This is a genomic window from Amycolatopsis sp. NPDC051758, assembly GCF_044453095.1.
In the GTDB taxonomy this organism is placed as follows: domain Bacteria; phylum Actinomycetota; class Actinomycetes; order Mycobacteriales; family Pseudonocardiaceae; genus Amycolatopsis.
Genome location: NZ_JBITCJ010000007.1, coordinates 15,330 through 41,521, shown reverse-complemented (window position 1 = coordinate 41,521; position 26,192 = coordinate 15,330). Strand labels below are relative to the sequence as shown.

Sequence of the window (26,192 nt, the reverse complement as noted above, 5' to 3'; positions counted from 1 at the left end):
CCGCACCCCGCCACCGAACCCACCGGCCGACGACGGACCGCAGGCCCCGAGCCCGACGGAACGTCGCCCGCCCACCCACGATCGGCCACCGACCCGCAGCCACTTGCCGCGAGATTTCCAGGCACCGGACGAGAACCACGCCCGCCAGCGCGGCCAGCACGCTTGCCAGCACGATCCCGATCCACTCGACCGTTCCTGCCGTGCCGGGCAAGCGCACCGGCGCGCCCGGTAACACGTGCGCAGTAAGCGCTCCAGCGACCGAACCCGCCACCGCCGCCGTGAACTCGAGCCCTGTCACCCCGTCCAGCAGCAGCTCCAGCACCAGCACGACCCCGGTCAGCGGCGCTTCGAACGTCCCACTGATCCCGCCCGCGACGGCCGCGACGGCCACCGGCCGTGTGGGAACCGCCGCGAGGCGGGCCAGCGCCGAGCCGAGGGCTGCCGCCAGGTGGATGATCGGCCCCTCGGTGCCGGCGGATCCGCCGGCACCGACGGTCAGCCCGCTAGCCAGCGCATGCGCGCCCGCGGACCGGCCGCCGACCGGTGCGTCACCTGCGAACGCACGGCGCACCAACGGGATCCCGCCCGCGGTGACCAGCGACCCGTACAGCAAGCCGCCCACTGCGGGTGTCACCAGAATCATCAAGCCGTGCACCGAAAACCGGGCCAGCACCTGTCCGAAAGCGACACCGGACACCGCGGCGAGCACGCCCGCGAGCGCCGACCACGCCAGGGTCCGCGCCCGCACCGCTCAGGCCGAGGTCAGGCGCCGGAACAGCTCCCACGACGCGCGCTCGACGTGGTTGTGCAGCAGCTTGCCGTCCTCGCGCACTTCCCACACCGCCGTGCCGCTGAACGAGATCGGCTGCCCGTCCGGCTCGGTGCCGAGGACGCCGTTGTTGCGCCCGTGCACCTTCCACCGGGACGCGACGCGGCTGCCGTCGTGGTTCTGGAACGTCTCGACGATCTCCAGCTCGAGGTCGTGGACCTGCTCCAGGAAGGCAGCGATCCAGGCCTTGAAGTTCTCCCGTCCTTCGATGCGCTCCCCCGCGTTCGTGATGACGAAGTCCTCGACGACGAACTCGTCGACGGCCTCCGGATTACGCCCGTTCCACACCGCGTGCCAGAACGATTCGACGATCTCGGCCGAGTTCATGCCCACCTCTATGTTTGACAGCAGTGTCAAACATAGGCGCGCGGCACGACCCTGCCAAGGAGGTGCGAGCAGGACCACACGGTTGACCAGAACTCGCGATCTCTTGCTCGATCCTGCCGAGTTGCCCGCGGACCACTCCGTCCGCTCTAGCGTGCCGGTCGAGGCAACGAGAGGAACACGATGACCAATCCTGCGCACAGCGAGATTTCGCTGCGGGTCAACGAGGTGACCCACCACCTGCCGGTGGACCACCGCCGGACGCTGCTCGACATGCTCCGCGAGGACCTGGGGCTTTCCATGGCCCTGCACACGGTCTAGGCGAAATCGGCACCTCGGGCACCGCGGCGGCGATCGCCAACGCCGTGTGGCACGCGACGGGCACCCGCCGGCGCTCCCTCCCGATCCGCCTCGACCGGGTGCTGGAGCCCAGCGCCGGGGAAGCCGTGGCCGGCTCGCAGTGATCACCCGATGTGCCGCTGCGGCAGCCAGGAAGTGCCGCAGCGCCGACCGGTTGCGCCGAGATCACCGAAGCTTTCGACGTCCCGGCCGGCGCCCGCCGGCTACTTCTGCCACTGCCCCGGTTTGGGCACCCCCGGCAACGCGGTCGTGTTCGTCCAGCTGGTCTGCGGGTTGGCCAGCCCGCCGCCCGGCTGCTTCCACAGCTGGAGGTTGATCGGGCGGCCGCTCTCCATCGCCGCGGCGAAGGAGTGGTGGCCGTCGCCGGCGAGCTTGAGCTGGTTGGAGCCCGGTGGGTAGTAGACCTTGACGTCCAACGGCTTGTCCATCAGGCCGTCCTGCTTCCACTTCGCGATCTTGTCGTCGATCACGCCCTGGAAGACGTGCTCCTGCATCGGGGTCACGTCGCCGTAGTTGCTGCCGCTGATCTTCTGCGGCTCCGGCTTGAACGTGTACTCCCCCTGCAGCTTGCTCGGCGCGCCCGGGGGCGGCTGGTGGAAGTCGTCCTTGCCCGGCGGTGGCTTCGGCGCCGGGTTGCCCGCGGTGCCCGGTGCGCCGCCCGCGTCCGGCTTCGGGTTCGACGGCCCGGGGGTGTCCGGGGTGTCGGGCTTGGGGTCGATCTTCGGTTTGGTGTCCCGCGGCGGCACCGGGGGCGGCGGCGGCTTGCTGCCCGACGGCGTTGTGGTGTCCGGCTTCGGTTTCGGCTTGGGCGGCACGATGGGCTTGCCGTTCGGCCCGAGTTTCGGCGGGATCTTCGGCTTCTTGTCCCTCGGCGGCACCGGCGGCGGTGTGGGCTTCCCGTCGCTGCCGCCCGTGTTTCCGGCGTCGTGCCCGCCCCTCGGGGTCTGCGGAGCACCGTTGCCGCCGCCCGCGGACTGCGAACTGGTGGAACAGTTCATCAGGCCCAGCGCGTCGAACTCCGCGTACGGATCGGGCACGTAGGCATACGGGTCCGGGCCCGGTTCGAGACCCAGCGGGTCCTGGCTCAGGTAGCGCGCCGTCGCCGGGTCGTAGTAGCGGAAGACGTTGTAGTGCAAGCCTGTTTCGGCGTCGGCGTACTGGCCCGGGAAGCGCAGCGGTGTCGGCGCGGCGGTCAGCTCCCGGCCGTGCGCGGTGCGGCGGCTGGTCCACACCAGCCCGCCTCGCTCGTCGAGCAGGTCGGTCGGTGTGCCGACGGAGTCGGTGACGAACGTGCGCAGCCGCGTGCCCTGGGCGTCCCGCTCACGCTGGACGACCGGGGTCACGGTGCCGGGCAGGTGGTCCCAGGTGACGACCCGGCCGGGCCCGGCCTCCTCGATCAGGGTGGTGCCGTCCCAGGTGTGGATCGTGGTGACGGTGGTGCCGTCGGCGCCCTGGCGGGTCTTGCCGATGCGGCGGCCGAGCGGGTCGTAGTGGTAGCTCCAGACCGTGCCGTCCGGTGTGGCCGCGGCCGTGAGCCGGTCACCGGACCACGTGAACCGCAGCGCGCCCTGGCTCACCCGCCGCCCGTACCCGTCCTCGGTGAGCGCGAGGTCCGGCGGCGGGAACAGCGTGCCGGTGGGGTCGTAGCGGTACTCCTCACGCCCGTGCGCCGCGGTGACGCCGACCACCCGGCCGGCGACGTCCCGGGTCACCGCGGTGGTGCCGGTGACGTCGTCGTGCAGCGTCGCGAGTGTCCCGTTCGCCTGGTAGCCGAGCGACCGCCGCTGCACCGGGACACCCCCGGCGACGACGGTCTGCGTGACGAGCTCACCGTTGCCGCCGAAGGTCTGGCCGAGCTGGGCGGCGCCGTCGTGCCGGCCGACCACGCGGGACGCGGTGTCGTGGCGGTACACGATCGCCTGCCCGCCCGCGAGCAGGCCGATCGGCCGGTCGAGGTCGTCGAAGAACCAGGTGGACTCGACACCGCCGGGGGTGCGGCGGTGGATGTAACCCGACTCGTCGTACTCGAACGTCACGCTCCGCCCGTCGACGGATTCCCGGACGACGCGGCCGAGGGCGTCCCATTCGAATTCCACTGTGGACTCGCCGTTCGCGGCGTGCACCAGGTGGCCGACGGGGTCGTAGCGGTAGGTGGTGGTGCGTTCCGGCGTCCGCACCTCGACGAGGTTGCCGACGACGTCGTGGCGGTAGGTGGTCACCAGACCCGCCGGGTCGGTCGAGCGGACCAGCTGGCCGGCGGCGTCGTAGGCGTACGTGCGGGTGCGTCCGGCGAAGTCGGTCTGCGCCTGCAGGCGCCCCAGCTCGTCGTAGCGGTAGTGCCACGTGCGGCCCTGCGGGTTGGTCACCGAGGTCAGCCGCAGCTCGGTGTCGTAGCCGTACACCGTGCGCGCGCCCGAGGGGTCGGTGAGCGCCGTGAGCACGTCGAACGGGCCGTACTCGCGGCGGGTGACCCGGCCCAGCTCGTCGACGTGCTCGGTCTCGTTGCCTTCCCCGTCGTACCGCCAGAAAGCGCACTCCTGCCGCGGCCCGACCCGGCCGGCCCGGCGGCCTTCGACGGTCCAGCTCAGCGCGACCGGCCCGGCTGCCCTCGGCCGCCCGAACTGATCGGGCTCCACCCCCTCGGGAGCGGGCGGTTCCGCACTGTCCAACGAGATCGAGGTGGCGACGCCGACCGGTGTGGTGCGCGGATCCGGCGCGTCGTCCTCGTACCGGCGGCGCCAGCTGCTTTCTCCACTGTGGACGGTGATCGCGGGCCCCTCGACCAGCACCACGGATCCGTCCGGTCGGTGCACCTCGGACAGGACGCCGTCTTCGTCGTAACCGTAGCGAGTGGTGCGGCCCAGCGGATCGGTCCGGGAAAGCAGCCGGTCGTAGCGGTCCCATTCGGACACGGTGACGCCGCCGACCGGGTCGACCTCGCGCACGACCTGGCGCGCGTCGTTGAGGTGGAACTCGGTGACGTGCCCGAGCGAGTCGGTGTGCCGCGTGACCTGGTCCGCGTAGCCGAACGTGCCGCTGAGGAAACCGCCGTCGCCGCTGGTGCGGACGCACCGGCCCAGCTCGTCGTAGGTGTAGGCGTAGTGGACGTCGTTGCGGTCCTGCCACGCCGTGAGGCGCCCGGCCTCGTCGTACTCGAACCGCTGCGCCTGCCCGGAGGAGTTGGTCACCGCGCTCAGGTGGCCGCTCGGGGAGTAGTCGAAGCGCATCGCCGTGACGTCCGGCAGACCGTCACCCAGGACGACGAGCTCGGTCACCCGGCCGCGCCGGGTCCGCAGGGCGACGCGGACGCCGTCCTCGCGGCGCAGCAGGGTCGGGGTGCCGAAGTCGTCGTAGAAGACCTCGACCCGCTGCTCGCCTTCGAAGGCGCGCAACGGCACCACGCGACCGGAGCCGGAGAACTCCAGCACCGCGTCGTCGGTGGTGAGGGTGAACGTGTCGCCGTCGCGGGTGAGCGGCCAGCGCGCTCCCTCCAACGGCAGCTGCTCTCCCTCACCGCGAGGGTAGACGAGGATCGTGCCGGCCGGGGAGAAGTAACAGACGTGCTCGTCGTCCACCTCGAGCCGCTGGTCCACAGTGGACGACCAGGAGACGCCGAACCAGTGGCCCGCCCGGTAGGTCGACACGTGCGTGCGCGCCAGCACCAGCGAGCCGAGCTCGAGGTCGAGCTGTTCGAGGATCACCTCGCCGCTCGCGACGTCGACCGGGTCGTCCTTGCACACGCGGTTGTCGGGATCGGGGGCGGTGTCGCGCGGGTTGTCCGGTTTGTTCGACGACGGGGTGGTGCCGTTGCCCCCGGACGAGCCGTTCGACCCGCCGCCGCTGCCGCCGGGAGAGCCGCCGTGGCCGCCGGGCGGGGTGTCGCCGTTGTTGCCCGCGCCGGAGGGCGAGGTGCCGTCGTTCTTGGGCGGCGGGCCGTCGTGCTTCGGCGGGGGCGGGCTGCCGTCCGCGCCGGAGGTGGTGGTGCCGTCACCACCCTTGGGCTTGGGCTCCGGCGCCTTCGGCGTGCCGTCGATCTTCGGGCCCTTCGGCGGCGCGGACACCTTGCCGGGCTTGATGTTCTTCAGCGCCTTCGCGGCGTCGTCGAACAGCGAGCCGGCCCGCTTCAGCAGCGGGATGAGCGCCTTGAGGGCCTTGACGAGCCGGGTGACGAGGTCGGCGATCTTGGACGCCGTCTTGGCGACCGCCGCGACGACCTGCGGAACGACCCAGGTCAGGCCGATGCCGAGGGTGAACACGACCTGCAACGCCCAGCTGATCAGGTGCCCGACCAGCTCGGCGATGATGTCGCGGACCAGCGCGCGGACCGCACCGACAACCTCACCGGCGGTTTTCACGCCGCTGGAAGCGCCTTCACAGCCCTTTTGCGCGGTTTCCAGGAGCGTCGTGGTGTCCGACGCGCGCTGGCGGTAGGCGTCGGCCGCCGGGCCGGTCCACGACTGCAGGTCGGCCTTGACCATGTCACCGAGGTCGGTGCCGACGCTCTGCAGCTCTCCCGCGATGTTCTTCCACGTCTCCGACTGGGCGGCGATCTCGTCGGCGTTGCCGGTGAGGCCGTTGAGCGCCTCCTTCAGCGGGCCGACGTGCTCGATCAGCCAGCCCACGCCGGCGGCGAGGATCGCGCCGAAGGGGTCCATGGCCATCGACAACGCGTCGAGGGCGGTGCCGACCGCCCCCATCGCGACCGAGGCCCAGTCACCGCTCTCGATCGCGGACTTCAGGTCGTTCGCCGTCTCCAGCAGGGAGATTCCCGAGTACGCCTTCGTCGAATCCTGCGTCGGCGCGATCAACGGGTTGCTCATGTGGTGGGACCATCCTCGTCGCAGAAGCCGCTCTCCGGCTCACCTTGGTCGGCCCGAGATCGTTTTCCAAGCTACCAACCCCCCGGGATGCCGCGCCGGGCCCACCGGTTCGACTGCCCGTCCGGTCACCCGCGATGCCCGCAGGTGCCACACATGCCCGTGTGACGGAACCGCACGGGTTCGTGACGGTTCCGCCGCGACTCCGGGCCGGTGTGCCGGAGCGCCTTTACGATCATCGAGCATTTCGATCCCGGGAGAACCATGTCGCGCATCCTGCTCGTCGAAGACGACGCTGCCCTGGCCGAAGCCCTCACGCTCGCGTTGAAGGCGCTCGGGCACGACGTCGTCGCCGCGCCGACCGGGGAGCGGGCGCTGGAGGCGCTGTTCACCGACCGGCTCGAGCTCGAGTTCGTGCTGCTCGACGTGATGCTGCCCGGCATGGACGGCTTCGAGGTCTGCCGCCGGATCCGCGCCCGGAGCCGCCTGCCGCTGGTCCTGCTGACCGCGCGCGGCGACCCGATCGACATCGTCGCCGGGCTGGAGTGCGGCGCCGACGACTACGTGGTCAAACCGGCCGAACCGCGGGTGATCGACGCGCGGATCAAGGCGATCGGCCGGCGCGCGGTCACCGCGCACGGGCCGTCCGCGGGCCTGCTGCGGATCGGGCGCCTGGAGATCGACGCGGGCGCGATGAGCGTGACCCGCGACGGCGCCGAACTGGCGCTCACCGCGACCGAGATCCGCCTCCTCGTCGAGTTCGCCGAGCACCCCAACCAGGTGCTGAGCAGGCAGGCACTGCTGAAACGGGTCTGGGACTACGGTTACGTCGGCGATTCGCGGATCGTGGACGCGGCGGTCGCGCGGCTGCGGGCCAAGATCGAGGACGACGCGGCGAACCCCGTGGTGCTGAAGACGGTGCGCGGACTCGGCTACCGGCTGGCGGACCGGTGAGGCGGCCGTCCGTCGGGCTGCGGGCGAAGGTGACGGCGGCGGTGGTGCTGGTCACCACGACGGCGACCGCGGTGATGGCCTTCACGGCGTCGAAACTGCAGGAAGACGACGCCGTCGACAGCTTCGCCTACACCGCGACGACGTCGTTCGGCGCTTTGTTCGAGCAGTCGTGGCGCGGGCTCGAAGCGATCGGGGCGGGCCGGGCCACGGTGAGCGACTTCGCCCGGCAGATGAGCGGCCGGACGGCGGAGTGGGCGCTGTTCACCAAGCGCCCCGACGGCTCGGCCGACCTGGCGGAATACGCTTCGACCGACCTCTGGTACCGGCCGCATCCGGTGCCGGTCCGGGTGGGCGACCGGGAACGGCTCGTGGCCGCCGTCGCCGACCGGGTGCTCGTCCGCACGGACAAGACGATGGACCTGCTCACGGCGATCACCGAGGAGCAGGAGACCGGCCGGCGGCTGCTGGTGGTCAGCGGGAACTTCACCGGCTACTGGCTCGTGCAGTTCTTCGACCTCACCCCGCTCGACCTCGACCTGGCCGCGCAACGGACGAAGCTGGTGTACATCGCGCTCGGGGTGACGGTGCTGGGGATCCTCGCGGCGGTGTTCGCCGCCTGGAACATCCAGCGGCCGGTGCGCCGCGTCGCGTCCGCCGCCCGCGAGCTGGGTGACGGCGCCTTCGACGTTCGTGTCCCGGCGAAGGGCCGCGACGAGCTCGCCGGCCTCGCCAGGTCGTTCAACGTCATGGCCCAGCGGGTCAGCGAGTCGATCGAGGAGCTGCGCGCCAAGGACCGGCAGCAGCAGCGGTTCGTCGCCGACGTCGCCCATGACCTGCGCACCCCGCTCGCCTCGATGGTCGCCACGGTCGACAGCCTCGACAGCGCCGCCCCCGAGACCCGGACCCGCGCGACCGAACTGCTCGGCACCCAGGCCCGGCGGCTGGCGCGGCTGGTCGAGGATCTGCTGGAGATCTCCCGCTTCGACGCGGGTTCCGCGGACTTCCGTCCCGAACCCGTCGACCTGCCCGCGCTGGTCGAGGACGCGATCGAGGTCAGCGTGCCGGACACGGCCGTCGAGGTCACCAGCGCCGGTGACACGAGCGTCTTCGCCGACCCGCGCCGCGTCCACACCATCGTGGGCAACCTGCTGGTCAACGCCGCCCGGCACGGCCGGAGCCCGATCACCGTGTCGCTGGTGGGGACGGCCGACGCCGTGACGATCCGGGTGGCCGACTCCGGGCCGGGGATCCCCGAAGACCTGCTGCCGATCCTGTTCGACCGGTTCGTCCGGGGTGACCACGCGCGCCGGGCGACCGAAGGCAGCGGGCTGGGCCTGGCGATCGCCCGGGAGAACGCGCTGATCAACGGCGGGGAGCTCACCGTGCACAACGATCGCGGCGCGATCTTCACCTTGCGTCTTCCACGGGAGTCACCAGCGTGAGCCCGCGGGGCGCGTAGCCGTCGAAGTACGGCATCGGCACGTGCGTGAGGACCAGCAGGAGCGCGGCCAGCACGCCGGCCCGGGGCAGGTCCAGTTCGCGGCGGCCGAGCCGGAGCCACAGCACGAGGGCGAAGTTGCTCACCAGCAGGAAACCCCAGCGCGCGTCGTCCCAGCCGCCGAAGGCGAGCAGCACCGGCGCGGCGACGGCCACCGCGGCCGCGAGTGCCGGCCGCTGCAGGAGCAGGAGACCGCCGATCACCACGATCGCGATCGGGACCAGGTAGAGCAGCACCCGGGTGACGGAGTAGAGCTGCCAGCTCTGGGCCTGCGTGCGTTCGAACAGGCTCAGCGCGTCGACGCGATACCGGAAGTCCGCCGTGGACAGTGTGTTCCGGAGCTTCTCGACGGCACCGGGAGCGGCCGGCGGCAGGGCGAGGATCACCAGGCAGGCCACGGTGGACGGCGCCAGCAGCGCACCGGCGCGCCGGAACGGGAACTTCCGCAGCAGGGCGAAGCCGAACACCGGCAGCACGGTGAACAGCGCGATTTCGTGCACCGTCACGGAAAGCGTCATCACCACGCTCGCGAGCACCGGCCGGTTCCGGTGCAGTGCCCACGACGCCCCGGCCAGCAGCAGGTACAGCACCTGGTCGAAGTAGCCGACCTCCTGGAACAGGTAACCGCCGGTCGGCGCCAGCAGCCAGCCGACGATCACCAGCCGCCGGCTTTCGGTGCGGCCGCGGAAGAACGCGATCGCCACGGCCGTCAGCAGGGCGGCGAGGACGAGGAAACTCGCGACCGCGTAAACCAGGTAGTGGTGGCCGAACGGTGCCAGCAGCGTGCCCACGAGGAAGCGCCGGTGGAACCCGTCGGTCAGGGAGACCGACTGCAGCGTCGCCGCCCACTCCCCCGGCAGCCGGAACCCGGTGTAGGCGGCAACTCCGACGGCAACGACGAAGAGGGCGGTGATGGTGGGCCGCGGGGTCTTCGCCTGGACGCGGATCGGAGCGGGGCGACGGTCGAGCAACGTGGTCATGACGTCAAGCTAGGAATGGATCATGCCCCTGCGGTGACCGTGGAGCACCGGTTCCGCACGGCTTCGCCGCCTGGTACCACGCCTGCTGAAGTCCCGCCGGTGACCGGCCACCCGGGAGCCGCGCGCTCCCGGGTGGCCGGAGTCTCAGCCGACCTGCAGGTCGATGCAGGAGTAGAACGCGTTCGACGTGTCGGCGATGTTCCACACCGCCAGCACCGTCTGCCGTCCGGTGTGGCCGGACAGGTTCACCTGGTGCGAAACGGTTTCCGGCGGCTGCTCGTTGTTGCCGCCGATGTCGGCGACCTTCTCGTTGCCGATCCAGTACTCGTAGTTCGACGTCTTGTGGCGCGCGGTGAAGGTCCACGTGAAGGTCGCGTCGGTGCCGATCGGGGTGGCGTGCCAGCCCTTGCCGTTGTCGTTGAGCTCGGCGAACTGGGAAACCCCGCCGTTGCAGGACTTCAAGCCCTTCGGCCCTTCGACGCTCTGGGGCTCGTAGGTGATCTGGCCACACGACACCGTGCCCTGGGCGCACTGCGCCTGCCGGCTGGCCGGGGAGTTCACGTAGCCGTGCGCGCTCGCGATCCCGGCGGGGTTGAGCACCACCAGCACCGGGGCGAGGAGAGCACCCGCGGCGACCGCGACCAGTTTCCGGTTCGCTTTCATACCAGCTCCTTCGGGGGGACGGGCTCGCTTCCCGCCGCCGGGTACGGCGAAATCGCGGCCACGGCCTCGCCGGGAGGCCCCGCCGCGCTCGGGAAGGGGGTTCGAGCGAAGGAAAATTGTGGTCTAGACCATACGTCCCTTCGGCACCCAGGTCAACAGATGGCAAAGTACTCACTCATGTTGGTAAGACGCCAACTGTCACCCGATGTTCCGGTCAGCGGGACCGGGCACCCGGACCAGGCGGCGCCCCGTGGCACACCTGCCTCTAGGATTCCGCTGGTGACCACCTACGACGACACGTTCGAGCACCTCGACGCCTCCGCCCTGCCGGAGCGGCAGCAGAAGATCCTGGTCGCGATCCGGGACTGGGTGGTCGACCACGGCTACTCCCCCAGCACCCGGGAGATCGGCGAGGCCGTCGGGCTGCAGTCGACGTCGTCGGTGTCGAAGCACCTCGCGAGCCTCGAGGACAAGGGCTTCCTGCGCCGCGGCGCCACGGTGTCCCGCCCGATCGACGTGCGCGCGTTCCTGCACGGCACCGCGGCGGCCGGGGACGGCGACTCGGTGCCGGTGCCCGTGGTCGGCGACATCGCCGCCGGCACGCCGATCTCGGCGGTGGAGCACGTCGACGACGTGCTCAAGCTGCCGCGCGACCTCACCGGCCGCGGCACCGTCTTCGGCCTGCGCGTCCGCGGCGACTCGATGATCGACGCCGCCATCTGCGACGGCGACATCGTCGTGGTCAAGCAGCAGAGCGAGGCCCACTCGGGCCAGATCGTCGCCGCGATGATCGACGAGGAGGCGACGGTCAAGGTGTACCGCCGGCGCGACGGCCACGTGTACCTCGAGCCCCGCAACCCGGCCTACGACGTCATCGACGGCGACCGCGCGACGATCCTGGGCACGGTCGTTTCGGTGCTGCGCAGCGTCTGACCGGTATCACCAGGTGATCGGCAGCTCGTAAACGCCGTAGACGGATCCGTCGTGCTTGAACGGGATCCGCTCGACGCCGGTGGCCAGTGCGAGCGTCGGGATGCGCCGGTACAGCGTGCTGTAGACGACCTGGAGCTCGAGCCGGGCCAGCGGCTGGCCGAGGCACTGGTGGACGCCGAACCCGAAGGCGATGTGGCGGCGCGCGTCGCGGTTCAGGTCGAGCCGGTCGCCGTCGGGGAACACCTCCGGGTCGCGGTTCGCGATGTCGTTGGCCATGATCAGGCCCTCCCCCGCGCGGATCACCTGCCCGGCGACCTCGATGTCCGCCAGCGCGAGGCGGCGGCGCCCGTTGTGCGTGATGTTCAGGTACCGCAACAGTTCTTCGACGGCCGAGGCGACCAGCGCCGGGTCGTCGGACTCCCGCAGCAGCGCCAGCTGCTCGGGGTGCTCCAGCAGGGCCAGGGTGCCGAGCGCGATCATGTTCGCCGTCGTCTCGTGACCGGCGATGAGCAGGAGCACGCCCATCTGCGCGGCCTCCAGCCGGGTCAGCTCCCCCGCGCCCACCCGGGTGGCGAGGCCGGAGAGCAGGTCGTCCGCGGGGCGCTCGAGCTTCTCGCCCATCAGCCGGTCGAGGTACCCGACAAGCGCCTGGTGCCCGGCGGCCCGCTCCTCGGGCTTCGCGTCCCGCCGGATGATGACCTTGCTGTTCTCCTGGAAGAAATCGTGGTCGGTGTAGGGCACACCCAGCAGCTCGCAGATCACCAGTGACGGCACCGGCAACGCGAACGCCTCGACGAGGTCGACCGGCTTCGGGCCGGCCAGCAGGGCGTCGACCTGGTCGTCGACGATCTTCTGCACGGCCGGGCGCATCGCCTCGACGCGGCGGATCGTGAACGGCGCGGTCACCATCTTGCGCAGCCGGGCGTGCTCGGGGTTGTCCATCAGGATGAAGCTGATGCCGGTGCCGCCTTTCGGCAGCGGCGCCGGGCTCGGGTAGCCGGGGCGGCTGACGTCGGCGCTGACGCGGGGATCGGCCAGCAGCGCACGCTGTTCGGCGTAGCGGGTCACCAGCCACGGGGTGCTGCCGTCCCACAGCCGGACCCGGGCGAGCGGGGTCTCCCCCTGCAGCGCGCGAGCGGCGGGCGGCGGGTCGAACGGGCAGCCCGCGGCCCGGGTCATCGGGAAATCGGGGGCTTCCACGGTGCTCGTCATCGTTCCTCCAGCCGCCTTCGTGGATCCTCCTCGGCACCGGCCGGGAGCTCGTGATCAGTCAACCGAAGACTGCTACGCTAAGTCAAGCGACTGATTTAATTCGGACATCCGGAGGCCCGCTCGTGCCCGCTTCATCCACGCCCGCCAGAGAGGCGTCGCCGCGCGCGAACCTCGTCGTCGCGGTCCTCGCGCTTGCGGGCATCACCGTCTCGCTGATGCAGACGCTGGTCATCCCCCTGATCCCGGCCCTGCCGGGGCTGCTGCACGCCTCCGCCGCCGACGCCACCTGGGCCATCACCGCGACCTTGCTCGCGGGCGCGGTGGCGACGCCGACCATGGGCCGGCTCGGCGACATGTACGGCAAGCGCCGGATGCTGCTGATCAGCCTCGGCGCCCTGGTCGTCGGCTCGGCGATCGGCGCGCTGTCCGACACGCTCGTGCCGATGGTCGCCGGCCGGACGCTGCAGGGCCTCGCCGCCGGCGTCATCCCGCTCGGGATCAGCATCATGCGTGACGAGCTGCCGGCCGAACGGCTCGGCTCCGCCACGGCGCTGATGAGCGCGTCGCTCGGTGTCGGCGGCGCGCTGGGCCTGCCCGCGGCGGCACTGCTGGCCGAAAACGCCGACTGGCACGTGCTCTTCTGGACCGCGGCCGGGCTCGGGCTGGTCGTCACCGCGCTGGTCGTCGCGCTCGTGCCGGAGTCGCCGGTGCGCACCGGCGGCCGGTTCGACGTGCCGGGCGCGGCCGGGCTCTCGATCGCGCTGGTGTGCCTGCTGCTGGCGATCTCGAAGGGCGCCGACTGGGGCTGGGGCAGCGCGGCGACGCTGGGGCTGTTCGCCACCGCGGTGGTCGTCCTGCTGCTGTGGGGACGCTGGGAGCTGCGGACCCGGCAGCCGCTGGTGGACCTGCGGACGACCGCGCGGCGCCAGGTGCTGCTGACCAACATCGCGTCCGCGGTGTTCGGCTTCGCGATGTTCGCGATGTCACTGGTCCTGCCGCAGCTGCTCCAGCTGCCGACGGCCACCGGGTACGGGCTCGGCCAGTCGATGCTCGCGGTGGGTCTGGTGATGGCGCCGTCCGGGCTGGTGATGATGGCGCTGGCCCCGGTGTCCGCACGCATCTCGAGGACCCGCGGCCCGAAGACGACGCTGATGCTCGGCGCGGTGGTCGTCGCGGCCGGTTACGGCATCGGCATCGTGCTGATGAGCGCGACGTGGCACCTCGTGCTGGTGTCGAGCATCATCGGCGCGGGGATCGGGCTGGCGTACGGCGCGATGCCCGCGCTCGTGATGGGAGCGGTGCCGGTCTCGGAGACCGCGGCGGCGAACAGCCTCAACACGCTGATGCGCTCGATCGGCACGTCGGTCTCGAGCGCCACGGCGGGTTTGGTGCTGGCTCGGTTGACCATCCAGTTCGGACCGGTGGCCCTGCCGTCGGAAGGCGGTTTCCGGCTGGTGCTGGCGATGGGATCGGCTGCGGCGTTGATCGCGTTGGCGGTGGCGGCGTTCCTGCCGGGCCGCGCACCGGCTGCGACGGCTGCGGTCGCACCTGAGCCGGCGGGCGTTCTGCGCGGCTGACGCGGGTTCGACTGCGGCGCACATCGCGCTGGCGGTGGCGGTGGCGGTGTTCCAGCCGTCGGCCGCGGCGCCGGTCACTCCGGCCGGCGTTCGCCGCGGCTGACGCCCGGTCCGGCGCGGCGCACATCGCACTCGCGGTGGCCGCGTTCCTGCCGGGCCGCACGCCATCGGCCACGGCGATCACCCGGCGGGCGATCGCCGTGGCTCGATGCTCGGTCGGCCGCGGCGCGCATCGCGTTGACAGTTGCGGCCGGGCTCGTGCCGGCTCCGGTCCCCTGAGCTGGCGCGCGACTTGCGCGGCTGACGCCCATCCGGCCGGGTCCTCCTGCAACCCGGCCGGACCGGCGTTCAGGCTCTCGCCGCCACACCGTCGAGGTGGAGCACACCCTCCGTGTGGTGCTCGGCCACGAACTCCGGCCCCTTGGTCACCAGCCGCGCGATTGCGGTCGCGTGGCCGTGGCCCAGGCCGTGGTCCGTCTTCAGCCATGCGACGATTTCGCCGTGCTTCGTCAGCTTCTTGCCCGCGGCCAGGTCGAGGAAGCCGCGCGGGGTGATGCCGGTCTGCTTCTCGGCGTTGTCGAGGTAGGCCTGGAAAGACATGGCTGCTCCCATGGTGGCGGCCACGATCCGGCTGGGGTCAGCCGTTCGCGCCGAAGGTTGTCCGGTTCGTTTCGCTGCGCACCACCGTCTCACCGACAACTTTTCTTGTCAAGGCTTCGCCGCAGCCACCGCGAGGGTCGTGTACGGCAGGACAAAAGCGCCGCCGATGCCGTCGATCGCGTCTCCGACTTCGGACAGGACCTCCGCCAGCACGTCCGGCGGCAGCCGCGTCAGGCCGCCGGTCGTGGGCAGGAAGTCCAGCCATTCGTCCCGCGTGTACGACCGTTCCCAGCCGAACCGCCACCGCTGCGGGTCACCGAAGCCGCCCGCCTCGCGGATCCCGTCGGCGAACCGGGTGAACATGACGTCGTAGATGTCCGCGGCACTCCTCGACTCCCCCGCGAACGGCGAGTCCGGCAGCACCCGCCGAATCGCCGCGGCGAGTGCGTCCGCCACCACGGCCGGCGGCTGGAACACGTGCGCGAACACGGCGAGCAGCCCGCCGGGCCGCAGCACCTGAGCCGCCTTGGCCGGGCCCGCGACGGGATCCACCCAGTGCCAGGCCTGCCCGGCGACAACCGCGTCGAAGACACGCCCGGCCGGCTCCCAGTCCTCGAACTTCGCGACCTCGACGTCGATCCCGCCCCGCCGCGCGAAGCCGGCCATCCGCGCATCGGGGTCAACACCGAGCACCCGGCACCCTGCAGCACGGAACTGGCGCGCTTCGATCCCGGTACCGCACCCGACATCCAGGAAGTCCGGCCCGGGACTCGCGGCGACAACCTTGGCCACCAGTTCGACGGGATACTCGGGGCGGGCGCGGTCGTAGCGTTCGGCGTCGGTCCCGAACGACTCGGCCATCCGGCGCTCTTCGTGAGGTTGAGTGGGCATGCGCCCACTCTAATGGGCACATGCCCACTCGACAACTGTGTGCGCGTTCGCGCTCGGCGTACCGGAGAATGGTCCTCATGCCGACCGGGGTCCACCTGCGCGACGTGCGCAAGCAGCTGTTCGACGCCGCCGAGCGCGTCCTGCTCCGCGACGGCCCGAACGCGCTGACCAGCCGCGCGGTAACCGCCGAAGCCGACGTCGCCAAGGGCGTCCTCCACCGGTACTTCGCCGACTTCGACGCATTCCTGGCCGAACTGGTCCTCGACCGCATCACCCGATTGGCAGACCAGTCGGCCCTCCTGCGCGCCGCAGCCGGAACCCGCACGGTCGCCGAAAACATCATCACCGCACTGACGGAGTTGTTCGACCCGGTGACGGTGGCCCTCACCAGCCTGGTCTTCTTCCGCGACGAACTGCGAGCACGACTACGCAAAGGCGGCCCAGCCCAAGGCATCCCCCTACTGGCAGAAGCGCGAGCCATGTTCGCCGGCTACCTGGCAGGCGAACGCGAACTGGGCCGCATCGCAGCAGACGCCGAGGTGGACTCCCTGGCCCTGTCCCTGATCGGCGCCGGCCACCTACTGTTCGCCGGCCGCCGCCAAGGCACCCACCCAGACGAAGCAGAGCTCGAAAAAGTAGTCCAGACAGTCATCGCAGACGCACTCCAACGCCGACTGCTGTAAAAACGACGCCTGCCGTAAAAGCACGACTGCGGTAAAAGTCCAATGTGGACAAGCCGAAACCCACCACGGAACGCAACCACACGCGGGGGTCCGGGGGCGTGCCCCCGGCGGGGGCGTGGGGGCTCGGCCCCCACAAGACACGACGAGAGGGTCATGTTCGCGCTCTCCGCGAACACAACCCTCTCGACCATCTCGTGGGCGATACTGGGATCGAACCAGTGACCTCTTCGGTGTGAACGAAGCGCTCTCCCCCTGAGCTAATCGCCCGTGGTACGAACTTCCACGAAATCCGGGGGTGGACTCGTGGTGCGCGATACTGGGATTGAACCAGTGACCTCTTCCGTGTCAGGGAAGCGCTCTCCCGCTGAGCTAATCGCGCGCTGCGGAACTTCGTACTGACGGTAAGCATATCGGACGCCCACGGGGCGTGTGCAGGGGCCTCCTCCATCGTGCGGTGTGACCGGCTGCACTGGGGAAACCGCCGTGACAGCGGGGTGCGGGGACAGGCAGACTGCAAGGGACAGCCCGCCTTCGCCCCACGACCGTCGCCGGCGTCGAAGGCGTCAACTCCGCCGGCGCGGCCGATCCAGGAGAGCTCCCGCCCCGATGACCGAAACCGTGTCCACCGAGCCCACCGGCCTGCACCGCCCGCCGCCGCGGTCGGGACTCCTCATCGGCGTCCTGGTGCTGTCGGCGTTCGTGATGATCCTCAACGAGACGATCCTGAGTGTCGCGTTGCGGGACCTGACCGTCGACCTGCGGGTGCCGACCACGACCGTGCAGTGGCTGACCAGCGGGTTCCTGCTGACGATGGCCGTGGTCATCCCGACGACCGGATTCCTGCTCGAACGGTTCACGCCGCGGCAGGTCTTCCTCTTCTCACTGTCGGCGTTCAGCCTCGGCACGCTGCTGTGCGCGCTCGCGCCCGGGTTCGCGATGCTGATGGCCGGGCGCGTGGTGCAGGCGTGCGGCACGGCGGTGATGCTGCCGCTGCTGATGACGACGGTGATGCGGCTGGTGCCGCCGGAGCGGCGTGGCGCCACGATGGGGACGATCACGATCGTCATCGCGGTCGCGCCGGCGATCGGGCCGACCATCGGCGGGGCGGTGCTGTCGTCGCTCGGCTGGCGCTGGATGTTCTGGATCGTGCTGCCGCTGTCCATCGCGGCGCTGGTGACCGGCGCGCTGCGGCTGCGGCTGGAAAGCGAGCGCCGGCCGGTGCCGCTGGACGTGCCGTCGGTGCTGCTGTCCGCGATCGGGTTCGGCGGCCTGCTGTACGGGCTGTCGTCGACCGGCGAGAAGGGTGTGGAACCGCCGGTGCCGCCGTGGCTGTCGATCGTCGTCGGTGTGGTCTCGCTGGCCGTGTTCACCTGGCGGCAGCTGCGGCTGCAGCGGCGTGACCGGGCCCTGCTCGACCTGCGGCCGTTCACCTACCGCAGTTTTGTCCTCTCGCTGGTGCTGACGGCACTGCTGTTCGTCTGCCTGATCGGCGCGGCGGCGATCCTGCTGCCGCTCTACCTGCAGACGGTGCTGCACACCAGCACGTTCGTCAGCGGCCTGGCCGTGCTGCCGGGCGGGCTGGTGCTCGGCGTGCTGGGCCGCCCGGTCGGCGCGCTGTACGACAAGGTCGGCGCGCGCCCGCTGGTCATCCCCGGTGCGGGCGCCGTGGCGGCGTCGCTGTGGCTGTTCACCATGCTGGGGGCGGGCTCGCCCCTGATCGCGGTGATCGGGATCCACGTGCTGCTGATGGCCGGGCTCGGCCTGATGATGACGCCGCTGTTCACCGAGTCGCTCGGCGCCCTGCCCGACAACCTGTACTCGCACGGCAGCGCGATCCTGTCGACGCTCCAGCAGGTGGCCGGAGCGCTCGGCACGGCGGTGTTCGTCAGCGTGGCGACGCTCGGAAGCGCGGACGCGGCGGCGACCAGTCCCGACGCTTCGGGCCTGCGGGCGGCGTTCGTGGTGGCAGGCTGTGTCGGGGTGGTGGCCTTCGCGGCAACCTGGCTGCTCCGCAAGTCCACGGGCGCGGTGGCCGCACCGAAGCACTGAAGCCTGGCGGGCCGCTGTCCACTGAGGACAAAGAAAGTCCCGCTTCCGCTCGGCGAAGGCTGGGGGGAGACCTGCGAGCGGAAGCGGGAGTTCGGGGCCGGTACGGGGGTCGCCTCGCGGCGAGTGGCTCGACACGGCTCCAGCCGAACTGGACTTCTGTTGATGCACAGAGCCGTGAAGGCATGGGGTGAGGCCCGGGGACTCCTCCGTACCGACACCCGTTACAACGCCTGGCGCCCCACGGTGTTCCCCGACGTGACCCGGCTCATGCGAGCACCCGGGCCAGCAGCGCGCCGAGGCGCTTTCGCTCGGCAGCACTGAGATCGCCGGTCAGCGGCGCCATCAACGAAGCGACCTCCGCGGTCACCTGACCGGCCAGCCGGTGCCCCTCCGCCGTCAAGCCGACGCGCACCGAGCGGCCGTCGTCGCGGCTCGCCTCCCGCTGCACCAGGCCGCGGCGGACGGCGCGGTCGATCAGCCCGCTGACCGAAGACCGGTCCAGGCCGAGGTGGTCCGCGAGCTCCGCCATCTTCGGCGTGCGGTCGCGCAGGATCGCCAGTACCCGCAGCTGCGTCAGGGAGAACTCGTGCGCGGCCGCCGCCTGGCTCAGCAGCGCCATCACCCTGAAGGACACCTGGACCAGGCCGTCCAGCACTTCGTCGGGTTCGGTCATGCCGCAAGACTACCTTGAACTAGTTGGCACTGCCATCTAATGTAGTGGGGAATACCAACTAAAGGAGCCACCATGCGCGCAGCCGTCGTGACCGCGTTCGGCACCCCGCCCACCTGTCAGGACTTCCCCGTGCCGGAACCGGCGACAAAAGACGAGGTCCTCGTCGATGTTGTCGCCGCAGGCCTGCACCCGCGCGTCCGCTCCCAGGCCGACGGCTCGCACTACACCGAAAAGGGTGAACTTCCGCTCGTCCCCGGCATCGACGGTGTCGGGCGTGCTCCCGACGGCACACTGCGGTACTTCGTCCTCCCGGACACCACGATGGGCGCGATGGCCGAACGGACCGTCGTCGACCTGCGGCGCAGTGTGGTCCTGCCGGACGACGCCGACCCGGTGCTGGTCGCCGCGGGCATGAACCCCGCGATGTCGGCGTGGGTCGCCCTGCGCCGGCGGATCGACTTCGCCGCCGGGCAGGACGTCCTCGTGCTCGGCGCGACCGGCAACGCGGGCCGGCTCGCCGTCCAGGTCGCGAAGCACCTCGGCGCGGGCCGGGTCTTCGCGGCCGGCCGCAACCCGGAACGCCTCGCCGCGCTCCCCGCCGACCGGGCGCTCACCCTGGACGACGTCGGCGAAGCAGCCGACGTCGACGTTGTCCTCGACTACCTCTGGGGCCCGCCCACAGCCGATGCACTGCGCGAGATCGTCACGCACCGCGCCGACCGCGGCCGCCCGCTGACCTGGGTCGAGATCGGCTCGGTGGCCGGGCGGACCACCGAGCTCCCCTCGGCCGCGCTCCGGGCGGCACGGCTGCAGCTCGTCGGCAGCGGTCAGGGGTCGGTGCCGACCCGCGACATCGTCGCCGAGCTGCAGTCGCTCGTCGCCGAGCTCGGCGCCTTCCGGATCGACGCGCGCACGGTGCCGCTCGCCGACGTCGAAACCGCTTGGAAGGAGACCGGCGACCAGCGCCTCGTGGTCACTCCTTGACCTTCGGGGTCGCCCGGACGCCGGTGTGCAGGTACCGCTCCCCCGTCGGCAGCGTGTAGAAGGTCACCGAAACCCAGCCCCGCATGCCCGCCGGGCTGTGCGCGAACTGCGCGGGGCCGATCGGGACCAGCTCGTCCTCGGTGGTCGGTTCCGGCACGAGCTCGGCGATCGGGCCGGTGACCGTCTGGCGCATCCGCAGCTCGCCGTCCCGCTGGAGGATCTCGATCCGCATCGACTCCCGCTCGTAAACACCGAGGAACTCCTCGACGGCCACGGCGGGCGGCGTCGCGGCGGGTTCGAGCGGTCGCGGCATCGCCACACCGGCGAGCTCGGCGAAGATCTCGCGGTAGAGCTCTTCGTACAGGTCGTGCGCGCTGCCGCCGTTGGTGAGCAGCGTGACCGCGAGGTCCTGGCCGGGGAGGATCCGGAGGAACGCCGACTGCCCGATCGTGTTGCCGTCGTGGCCGTACACGCGGTGGCCGTCCCACTCGAAGCGGATCCAGCCGAGGCCCCACGAGTCGCCGAGCGTGTCCTTGTCCGGCATCTCGAACTGCTCCTGGGTCATCGCCTCCGCGGACGCCGCGGAGAGCACCCGCACGCCGTCCGGGCCGAGGCCGCCGGTGAGGTGCAGGCGCGCGAAGGCCAGCACGTCCGCCGGGGTCGCCGTGATCAGGCCGGCCGGGCCCGCCGAGCGCGGCAGCCCCCACACGGGCGCGGGCTGCGGCTCGCCGTCGCCGGCCGCCACGTGCCCCATCGCCGCGCGGAAGAGCAGCGCCTCCTCGGGCAGGGTGCCCGTGTGCGTCAGGCCGAGCGGGGTGAACAGCCGCTCGCGCAGGGCCGCGTCCCAGGTCTTGCCGGTCAGTTTCTCGATCACCCGCCCGACCAGGATGAACCCGGAGTTGCAGTAGGACAGGGTCGCGCCGAGCGGGTGCGTCAGCGCGGCCTGGTCGAGCAGCGCGACGTACTTCTCGACGCAGTCGTCACCCCGGCCGGTGTCGGTGAAGACGTCCCCGTCGATGCCGCTGGTGTGCGTCAGCAGGTGCCGCAGCGTCACCTGCTTCGTGACGTCGGGGTCGGCCAGCCGCAGCTCGGGCAGCACGTCGACGATCGGCGCGTCCAGCTTCAGCAGCCCCTCGTCGACGAGCTGCATCACGACGGTGGTCGTCCACACCTTGCTGATCGAGCCGATCTGGAACACCGAGTCGTCGGTGACCTCGACGCCGGTGGCCTTGTTCAGCACACCGCTGCTCGCGAGCACCTGGTCGGCACCGCGCAGGATGCCCAGCGCCGCACCGGGAACACGGTGCTTGCGCGCGAGCTCGGCCAGGCGCCGCCGCCAATGCGCGGCGTCGAGCGGCACCCGCGCCGGCTTGCCCGGCTCCCCCGCGTACTGCTCGACCCAGTCGACGATGCGGCGGTTGAAGTCGGCGCGGTGCGACGGCCGGCCGTCGAGGATGAACAGGTGTGACGCGCCGGGGTAGAGCACCATCCGGGTCGGCACCCCCTGCTCGCGCAGCGCGGTGAACCACTGCTCGGCCTGCCCGGCCGGGCACCGGTCGTCGTCCGCGCCGTGCACGATCAGCGTCGGCGTGCGCACCTTTTCCACCTGCGCCAGCGGCGAAAGCGCCGCGTAGTGCGCCCGGTTCTCCGCCGGGACCGCACCGAGTTCCGCAACACCCAGGTAGTGCCCGCTGTCGGAGGTGCCGGCCATGCTGGCCGCGTCGCTGACCACGCCGCCGGCCACCGCGGCGGCGAACCGGTCGTCACGGCTGGTCAGGTAGCACGTCATGTAGCCGCCGTAGCTGTACCCGGACACGGCCAGCCGGCGCGCGTCCGCCACCCCTTCGGTGACGAGCTGGTCCAGCGGCTCGAGGAAGTCCTTGGCGTCGGCCAAACCCCACGCGCCAACGGCCGCGGTGTAAAACGCTTCGCCGTAACCATCACTGCCGCGCGGGTTCAGCAGCAGCACCGCCCAGCCGCGCCCGACGAGCTCCTGGTGGTAGACGTGGACGGCGTCGGCGGCGCCGTTCCACGCGTTGTGCGGGCCGCCGTGGATGTCGAGCAGCAGCGGCCGCGGGCCGGTGCGGGCGGGGTCGCGCAGCAGCCAGCCCTGGACGACCGTGCCGTCGGAGACGGTGAACTCCCGCTCCTCACGGGTGAACAGCTCGAAGTCGCCGTCACCGTGGGCGGTGCGCACCTCGAGCTCACCGCCGGGCAGGTCGACCGTCACGACCTCGCCGTGCGACGTCGGCGTCGTCAGCACGGTCACCGCGGTGGTCCCGGCGACGGCCAGCCCGTCCACGGCGTTGCCGGCGCCACCGACGACCCGCCGTGGCTCACCGCCGGCGACGTCGACGGCGTAGAGGTGCGTGCAGCCGCGGTCACGGGCGCAGAACAGCACGGTTTCCTCACCAGCGAGGACCGGCAGGGCGCCGGGGTACCCCGGGCCGCCCAGCATCACGGTGCGGTCGAGCGGGGCGGCGAGGTCGACCACCTCACCGCCGTCCAGCGGCACCCGCAGCAGCCCGAGGTGACCGGGGGCGGTGTCACCGCGGCCGACAACGAGCAGCGCGGCGCCGTCGGCCGTCCAGACGGCCGCGCCGCACATGCCGTCGCCGGAGCCGACCAGCTGCGGCTCGGCGGTGGTGTCACCGAGGGTGAGAACGTAGGCGCCGGACCGGAAAGTCAGGTCGGCGTCGGCGTCCGGCGCGGCCGGGAAGGCCAGCTGCGCGCCGTCCGGCGACCACGCGGGGTCACCCGCGTGCCAGTCCCCCGAGGTGACCTGCCGGACCTCGCCGGTGGTGACGTCGAGGACGTGGACGTGCTTGCGCAGCGTCCGCAGCAGGCCGGCGCCGTCGGCCTTGAAGTCGAGCCGGTCGGCGACCACCGGGGCGGCCGCGCGGCGGGACCGGGCGGCGTCGTCGTCACCTTCCTCCGCGACGAGGTCGACCGGGGCGCTGAAGGCGATCTCGGTGCCGTCCGGGCGCCAGACCGGGGTGCCCGCGCCGAGTGGGAGCGTGGTGACCTGCTCGGGCTCACCGCCGTCCGCGGGCAGCAGCCACAGCTGCGCCGGGCCGTCCTGGGCGCGCAGGAACGCGATCCGCGCGCCGTCGGGCGACCACGTCGGCGCCACGTCGCCGGTTCCCCGGGTGAGCGGCCGCGGTTTGCCGCCGGCGGTGTCGACCTGCCAGAGCGAGCGGGTGTCCTGGTCCGCGTCCCGGTCGGCGGTGCGCAGCACGTACACGATCCGGCTGCCGTCGGGCGAAATCGCCGGCTGCCCGGGGAACTCGAGGGCGTAGAGGTCGTCGGTGCCCAGACGTCGGGTCATGCGGTTCTCCTTGTGGGATGGGACGCGGCGAAGTGGCACGCCGCGGAGTGGGCCCGGCCGGCGGCCTCGTCGGCCGGGTCGGCGCTCACGCAGACGGTGCGGTCGGTGTGCACGAGCGGGCCGATCGGGCACCGCGGGTGGTAGCGGCAGCCGGCGGGCGGGTGGTGCGGGTCGGCGGGTTCGGTGTCGGCGAGGGCGTCGTCACCCGAGGTGTCGAGCAGGCGGCGGTCCGCCGACGGCGCGGCGGCCAGCAGGTCCCGGGTGTACGGGTGCTGCGGATCGGTGAGCACCTGCTCGGCGGGCCCGGCCTCGACGATCCGGCCGAGGTACATCACCGCGACGACGTCGCTGACGTACCGCACCACCGCGAGGTTGTGCGAGATGAACAGCATCGACAGCGCCAGCCGCCGCTGCACGTCGCGGACCAGATTGAGCACGGCGCCCTGCACCGAGACGTCGAGGGCCGAGGTGATCTCGTCGGCGATCAGCACCTTCGGCTGCCCGGCCAGTGCGCGGGCGAGCGCGACGCGCTGACGCTGCCCGCCCGAGAGCTGCCCGGGCAGCACGGAGGCGCGTTCCGGGTCGAGGTTCACCAGTTCGAGCAACCGCGCGACCTCTTCACGCCGGGCTGCGCGAGACGTGCCCCGCGGCATCGCCTCGGTGATCGACTCACCGACGGCCATCCGCGGGTCCAGTGACGAATACGGGTCCTGGAACACCATCTGCAGCGGGCGGCGCCGGGGCAGCTTCCGGACGTCGACGCCGTCGAGCAGCACCCGGCCCGCACTGACCGGCGCGAGCCCGACGGCCGCCCGGGCGAGCGTCGACTTGCCCGACCCGGACTCGCCGACCAGGCCGACGACCTGTCCGGAAGGGACGGTCAGGCGGACGCCGTCGAGCGCGGTCAGCTTGCCGTAGCGGACGCTCACCCCGTCGAACTCCAGTGCGCTCATGCAGCACCCTCCTCGTGCGACTGTCCGGAAAGGACACTCACCTGCGGGTGCCAGCAGGCGACCCGGTGTTCGTCGGCCGTCGGTTCCAGCACCGGATCCTCGTCGCGGCAGCGGTCGGTCGCCAGCGGGCACCGGGCGGCGAAGGCACAGCCCGCCGGCACCTGGTCCGGCTCCGGCGGGCGACCGGGGATCACGGCCAGCGGCTCGTCGCGGTCGGTGCCGAGGTCGACGGTCGTGGCCAGCAGCGCGCGGGTGTACGGGTGCTGGGCCGGGCTCCCGGTCGGCAGGTCCTCCACCACGCGCCCGGCGTACATCACCAGCATCCGTTCGCACGTCTGGGAAACGACGGCGATGTCGTGGCTGATGAGCAGGATCGCGGCGCCTTCAGCTCCGCGGGTGCGGGCGAGCAGACGCAAGACCTGGCGCTGGACGGTGACGTCGAGCGCGGTGGTCGGCTCGTCGGCGATGACGAGCTTCGGCTGCCCCATCAGGCCCATGCCGATCATCGCCCGCTGCCGCATGCCGCCGGAGAACTCGTGCGGGTACTGCCGGGCACGCCGGGCCGCGGCCGGCACGCGCACCGCGGTCAGCCGGTCGACCGCGCGGGCGAACGCCGCCCGCCGCGACAGGCCGTGGTGTTGTTCGGACACCTCGGCGAGCTGCCGCCCGACCCGGCGGGCCGGGTTGAACGACGTCATCGGGTCCTGGAACACCATGGCGAGCGACGTGCCGAGCTCGCGGTCCGAGGCGGCCGCCAGCGGTGTCCCGGCGAACTCCAGCCGGTCGGCGGTGACCACGCCGGGCGCTTCGATCAGGCGGGACACCGCCAGCGCGGTCAGGCTCTTGCCGGAACCCGACTCGCCGACAACGCCGATCGCCTCCCCCGCGCGGACGCTGAAGCTGACCCCGCGCACCGGCACGGTCCACCCGTTCGGGCCTGGGAACGCGACCCGGAGGTTTTCGACGACCAGCACCGCGTCGGCCGCGGGTTCGGCCACGGCGGCCGGGGGCGAGGCCGGCAGCGGAGCCGCCGAACGCCGGGTCGCCCGGGTCCGGACCCCGACGACGGCGGCCACCGTCTCCCCCACCAGGTTGAAGGCCAGCCCGGCCAGCACCACCGCCGCGCAGGGCCCGAGCGCCGCCACCGGGTTGACGTAGATGCCGTCCAGGCCCTCGCGCAGGAGCCGGCCCCAGTCGTAGTCCGGCGCCTGCACGCCGATCCCGAGGAACGACAGCCCGGCGAAGGCGAGCAGCGCCGAGCCGGCCCCGATGGTCGCGTTCACGACCAGGGGCTCGCCGATGTTGGGCAGCACGTGCCGGGCCAGCAGCCGGGTCCGGCCGACGCCGGAAACCCGGGCCGCGGCGACGAAGTCGCGTCCGCTCACCGACGCGGACAGCGTCTGCACCAGCCGGGCGAACGCGGGCGCCATCGCGAACGCGATCGCCAGCACCGCGCCGTGCGTGCCCACGCCGAAGATCACCGCGAGGAACAGCGCCAGCAGCAGGCCGGGGAACGCCACCGCGATGTTGATCACGGAGGTGAGCAGCCGGCCTGCCCACCGGGGCAGCACCGACGGCAGCGTCCCGAGGACAACACCGGCGCCGACTCCGATCGCGGTGGCGAGCACCGCGAGCCCGATGGACAGCCGGGTCGCCACCAGGGTGCGGAAGAACAGGTCCCGGCCGAGGGAGTCGGTGCCGAACGGGTGCGCCCCGGACGGGCCCTGGCCGATCGCGTCGGTGTCGATCGCCGCGGCCGCGTCCCCCCAGAGCAGCGGGGCCAGCACCGCCAGCACGACGACCACCGCCAGCAGCACCGCCGAGCACGCGCCCACCGGCGTGCGCACGGCCGCCACCCAGACCGAACCGCGTCGTCGCGCCATC

General features: G+C 71.9%; 20 protein-coding genes and 2 tRNA genes. 8 read left to right on the top strand and 14 right to left on the bottom strand.

Annotation, left to right across the window (positions count from 1 at the left end; all coding sequences use genetic code 11):
- Together ACIA5G_RS30555 and ACIA5G_RS30550 are read right to left on the bottom strand one after the other, a co-directional pair.
- Nucleotides 1–709: chloride channel protein (locus ACIA5G_RS30555; protein WP_395929367.1), on the bottom strand; the 709-nt coding region annotated here is incomplete at its 3' end.
- Between the two features lie 42 nt (nucleotides 710–751).
- On the bottom strand, nucleotides 752–1,156 hold the full coding sequence (locus ACIA5G_RS30550) for an ester cyclase (protein ID WP_395929365.1): 405 nt from the start codon (nucleotides 1,154–1,156) through the stop codon (nucleotides 752–754).
- A gap of 180 nt (nucleotides 1,157–1,336) precedes the next feature.
- Between ACIA5G_RS30550 and ACIA5G_RS30545 the strand changes: the two genes are divergently transcribed.
- Nucleotides 1,337–1,474, top strand: a complete 138-nt coding sequence (locus tag ACIA5G_RS30545) for a hypothetical protein (protein ID WP_395929363.1) — start codon at nucleotides 1,337–1,339, stop codon at nucleotides 1,472–1,474.
- Between the two features lie 242 nt (nucleotides 1,475–1,716).
- Here the strand turns inward: ACIA5G_RS30545 and ACIA5G_RS30540 are convergent, their stop codons facing one another.
- A complete protein-coding gene (locus ACIA5G_RS30540; protein ID WP_395929361.1) occupies nucleotides 1,717–6,333 on the bottom strand; it encodes an RHS repeat-associated core domain-containing protein in 4,617 nt (1,538 codons plus the stop codon).
- Nucleotides 6,334–6,594: 261 nt separating this feature from the next.
- On the opposite strand from ACIA5G_RS30540, the gene ACIA5G_RS30535 reads away from it, so the two are divergent.
- Both ACIA5G_RS30535 and ACIA5G_RS30530 read left to right on the top strand, forming a co-directional pair.
- A complete protein-coding gene (locus tag ACIA5G_RS30535; RefSeq protein ID WP_395929359.1) occupies nucleotides 6,595–7,284 on the top strand; it encodes a winged helix-turn-helix domain-containing protein in 690 nt (229 codons plus the stop codon).
- A complete protein-coding gene (locus ACIA5G_RS30530; RefSeq protein ID WP_395929357.1) occupies nucleotides 7,281–8,726 on the top strand; it encodes a sensor histidine kinase in 1,446 nt (481 codons plus the stop codon). Before ACIA5G_RS30535 ends, ACIA5G_RS30530 begins: the two co-directional genes overlap by 4 nt.
- Here the strand turns inward: ACIA5G_RS30530 and ACIA5G_RS30525 are convergent.
- Together ACIA5G_RS30525 and ACIA5G_RS30520 are read right to left on the bottom strand one after the other, a co-directional pair.
- On the bottom strand, nucleotides 8,692–9,762 hold the full coding sequence (locus ACIA5G_RS30525; protein WP_395929355.1) for a hypothetical protein: 1,071 nt from the start codon (nucleotides 9,760–9,762) through the stop codon (nucleotides 8,692–8,694). The two genes, ACIA5G_RS30530 and ACIA5G_RS30525, sit on opposite strands and share 35 nt — an antisense overlap.
- Nucleotides 9,763–9,906: 144 nt before the next feature.
- Nucleotides 9,907–10,425: a lytic polysaccharide monooxygenase auxiliary activity family 9 protein gene (locus ACIA5G_RS30520; RefSeq protein ID WP_395929353.1), complete on the bottom strand. Its 519-nt coding sequence runs from the start codon at nucleotides 10,423–10,425 to the stop codon at nucleotides 9,907–9,909.
- Nucleotides 10,426–10,704: 279 nt separating this feature from the next.
- Here ACIA5G_RS30520 and lexA point away from each other — a divergent pair, with 279 nt between their 5' ends.
- Nucleotides 10,705–11,358, top strand: coding sequence for a transcriptional repressor LexA (gene lexA, locus ACIA5G_RS30515; protein WP_395929351.1), 654 nt, complete (start codon nucleotides 10,705–10,707; stop codon nucleotides 11,356–11,358).
- Between the two features lie 6 nt (nucleotides 11,359–11,364).
- Here the strand turns inward: lexA and ACIA5G_RS30510 are convergent, their stop codons facing one another.
- Nucleotides 11,365–12,570 carry a cytochrome P450 gene (locus tag ACIA5G_RS30510; RefSeq protein ID WP_395929349.1) on the bottom strand — a complete coding sequence of 402 codons (1,206 nt, stop codon included), beginning with the start codon at nucleotides 12,568–12,570 and terminating at the stop codon, nucleotides 11,365–11,367.
- Between the two features lie 122 nt (nucleotides 12,571–12,692).
- Between ACIA5G_RS30510 and ACIA5G_RS30505 the strand changes: the two genes are divergently transcribed.
- Nucleotides 12,693–14,147 carry an MFS transporter gene (locus tag ACIA5G_RS30505; protein ID WP_395929347.1) on the top strand — a complete coding sequence of 485 codons (1,455 nt, stop codon included), beginning with the start codon at nucleotides 12,693–12,695 and terminating at the stop codon, nucleotides 14,145–14,147.
- A 348-nt stretch (nucleotides 14,148–14,495) separates the two neighbouring features.
- Here the strand turns inward: ACIA5G_RS30505 and ACIA5G_RS30500 are convergent, their stop codons facing one another.
- Nucleotides 14,496–14,747 (bottom strand): DUF4287 domain-containing protein, encoded by a 252-nt coding sequence (locus ACIA5G_RS30500; protein ID WP_395929345.1) that lies wholly within the window; start codon nucleotides 14,745–14,747, stop codon nucleotides 14,496–14,498.
- Between the two features lie 108 nt (nucleotides 14,748–14,855).
- Entirely contained in the window at nucleotides 14,856–15,608 is a 753-nt protein-coding gene (locus ACIA5G_RS30495; protein ID WP_395930318.1) for a class I SAM-dependent methyltransferase, read from the bottom strand.
- A gap of 107 nt (nucleotides 15,609–15,715) precedes the next feature.
- On the opposite strand from ACIA5G_RS30495, the gene ACIA5G_RS30490 reads away from it, so the two are divergent.
- Nucleotides 15,716–16,321 carry a TetR/AcrR family transcriptional regulator gene (locus ACIA5G_RS30490; protein ID WP_395929343.1) on the top strand — a complete coding sequence of 202 codons (606 nt, stop codon included), beginning with the start codon at nucleotides 15,716–15,718 and terminating at the stop codon, nucleotides 16,319–16,321.
- A gap of 195 nt (nucleotides 16,322–16,516) precedes the next feature.
- Here ACIA5G_RS30490 and ACIA5G_RS30485 read toward each other — a convergent pair.
- Together ACIA5G_RS30485 and ACIA5G_RS30480 are read right to left on the bottom strand one after the other, a co-directional pair.
- A tRNA-Val gene (locus ACIA5G_RS30485) sits at nucleotides 16,517–16,588 on the bottom strand.
- A 37-nt stretch (nucleotides 16,589–16,625) separates the two neighbouring features.
- Nucleotides 16,626–16,700 (bottom strand) — tRNA-Val (locus ACIA5G_RS30480).
- Nucleotides 16,701–16,927: 227 nt separating this feature from the next.
- On the opposite strand from ACIA5G_RS30480, the gene ACIA5G_RS30475 reads away from it, so the two are divergent.
- Nucleotides 16,928–18,370: a DHA2 family efflux MFS transporter permease subunit gene (locus tag ACIA5G_RS30475; RefSeq protein WP_395929341.1), complete on the top strand. Its 1,443-nt coding sequence runs from the start codon at nucleotides 16,928–16,930 to the stop codon at nucleotides 18,368–18,370.
- Between the two features lie 265 nt (nucleotides 18,371–18,635).
- Here the strand turns inward: ACIA5G_RS30475 and ACIA5G_RS30470 are convergent, their stop codons facing one another.
- Entirely contained in the window at nucleotides 18,636–19,043 is a 408-nt protein-coding gene (locus ACIA5G_RS30470; protein ID WP_395929338.1) for a MarR family winged helix-turn-helix transcriptional regulator, read from the bottom strand.
- A gap of 72 nt (nucleotides 19,044–19,115) precedes the next feature.
- Between ACIA5G_RS30470 and ACIA5G_RS30465 the strand changes: the two genes are divergently transcribed.
- Nucleotides 19,116–20,027 carry a zinc-binding alcohol dehydrogenase family protein gene (locus ACIA5G_RS30465; RefSeq protein WP_395929336.1) on the top strand — a complete coding sequence of 304 codons (912 nt, stop codon included), beginning with the start codon at nucleotides 19,116–19,118 and terminating at the stop codon, nucleotides 20,025–20,027.
- Here ACIA5G_RS30465 and ACIA5G_RS30460 read toward each other — a convergent pair.
- Genes ACIA5G_RS30460 through ACIA5G_RS30450 form a run of 3 tightly spaced genes read right to left on the bottom strand, consistent with a single transcriptional unit; the run spans nucleotide 20,017 to nucleotide 26,191 of the window.
- Nucleotides 20,017–23,355, bottom strand: coding sequence for a serine hydrolase (locus tag ACIA5G_RS30460; RefSeq protein ID WP_395929334.1), 3,339 nt, complete (start codon nucleotides 23,353–23,355; stop codon nucleotides 20,017–20,019). The genes ACIA5G_RS30465 and ACIA5G_RS30460 overlap by 11 nt on opposite strands.
- Nucleotides 23,352–24,308 carry an ABC transporter ATP-binding protein gene (locus ACIA5G_RS30455; protein ID WP_395929332.1) on the bottom strand — a complete coding sequence of 319 codons (957 nt, stop codon included), beginning with the start codon at nucleotides 24,306–24,308 and terminating at the stop codon, nucleotides 23,352–23,354. The genes ACIA5G_RS30460 and ACIA5G_RS30455 overlap by 4 nt, the downstream gene beginning before the upstream one ends.
- Complete coding sequence (locus ACIA5G_RS30450) at nucleotides 24,305–26,191, bottom strand: dipeptide/oligopeptide/nickel ABC transporter permease/ATP-binding protein (protein ID WP_395929330.1); 1,887 nt, start codon at nucleotides 26,189–26,191, stop codon at nucleotides 24,305–24,307. The genes ACIA5G_RS30455 and ACIA5G_RS30450 overlap by 4 nt, the downstream gene beginning before the upstream one ends.
- Between the last annotated feature and the right edge of the window lies 1 nt (nucleotide 26,192).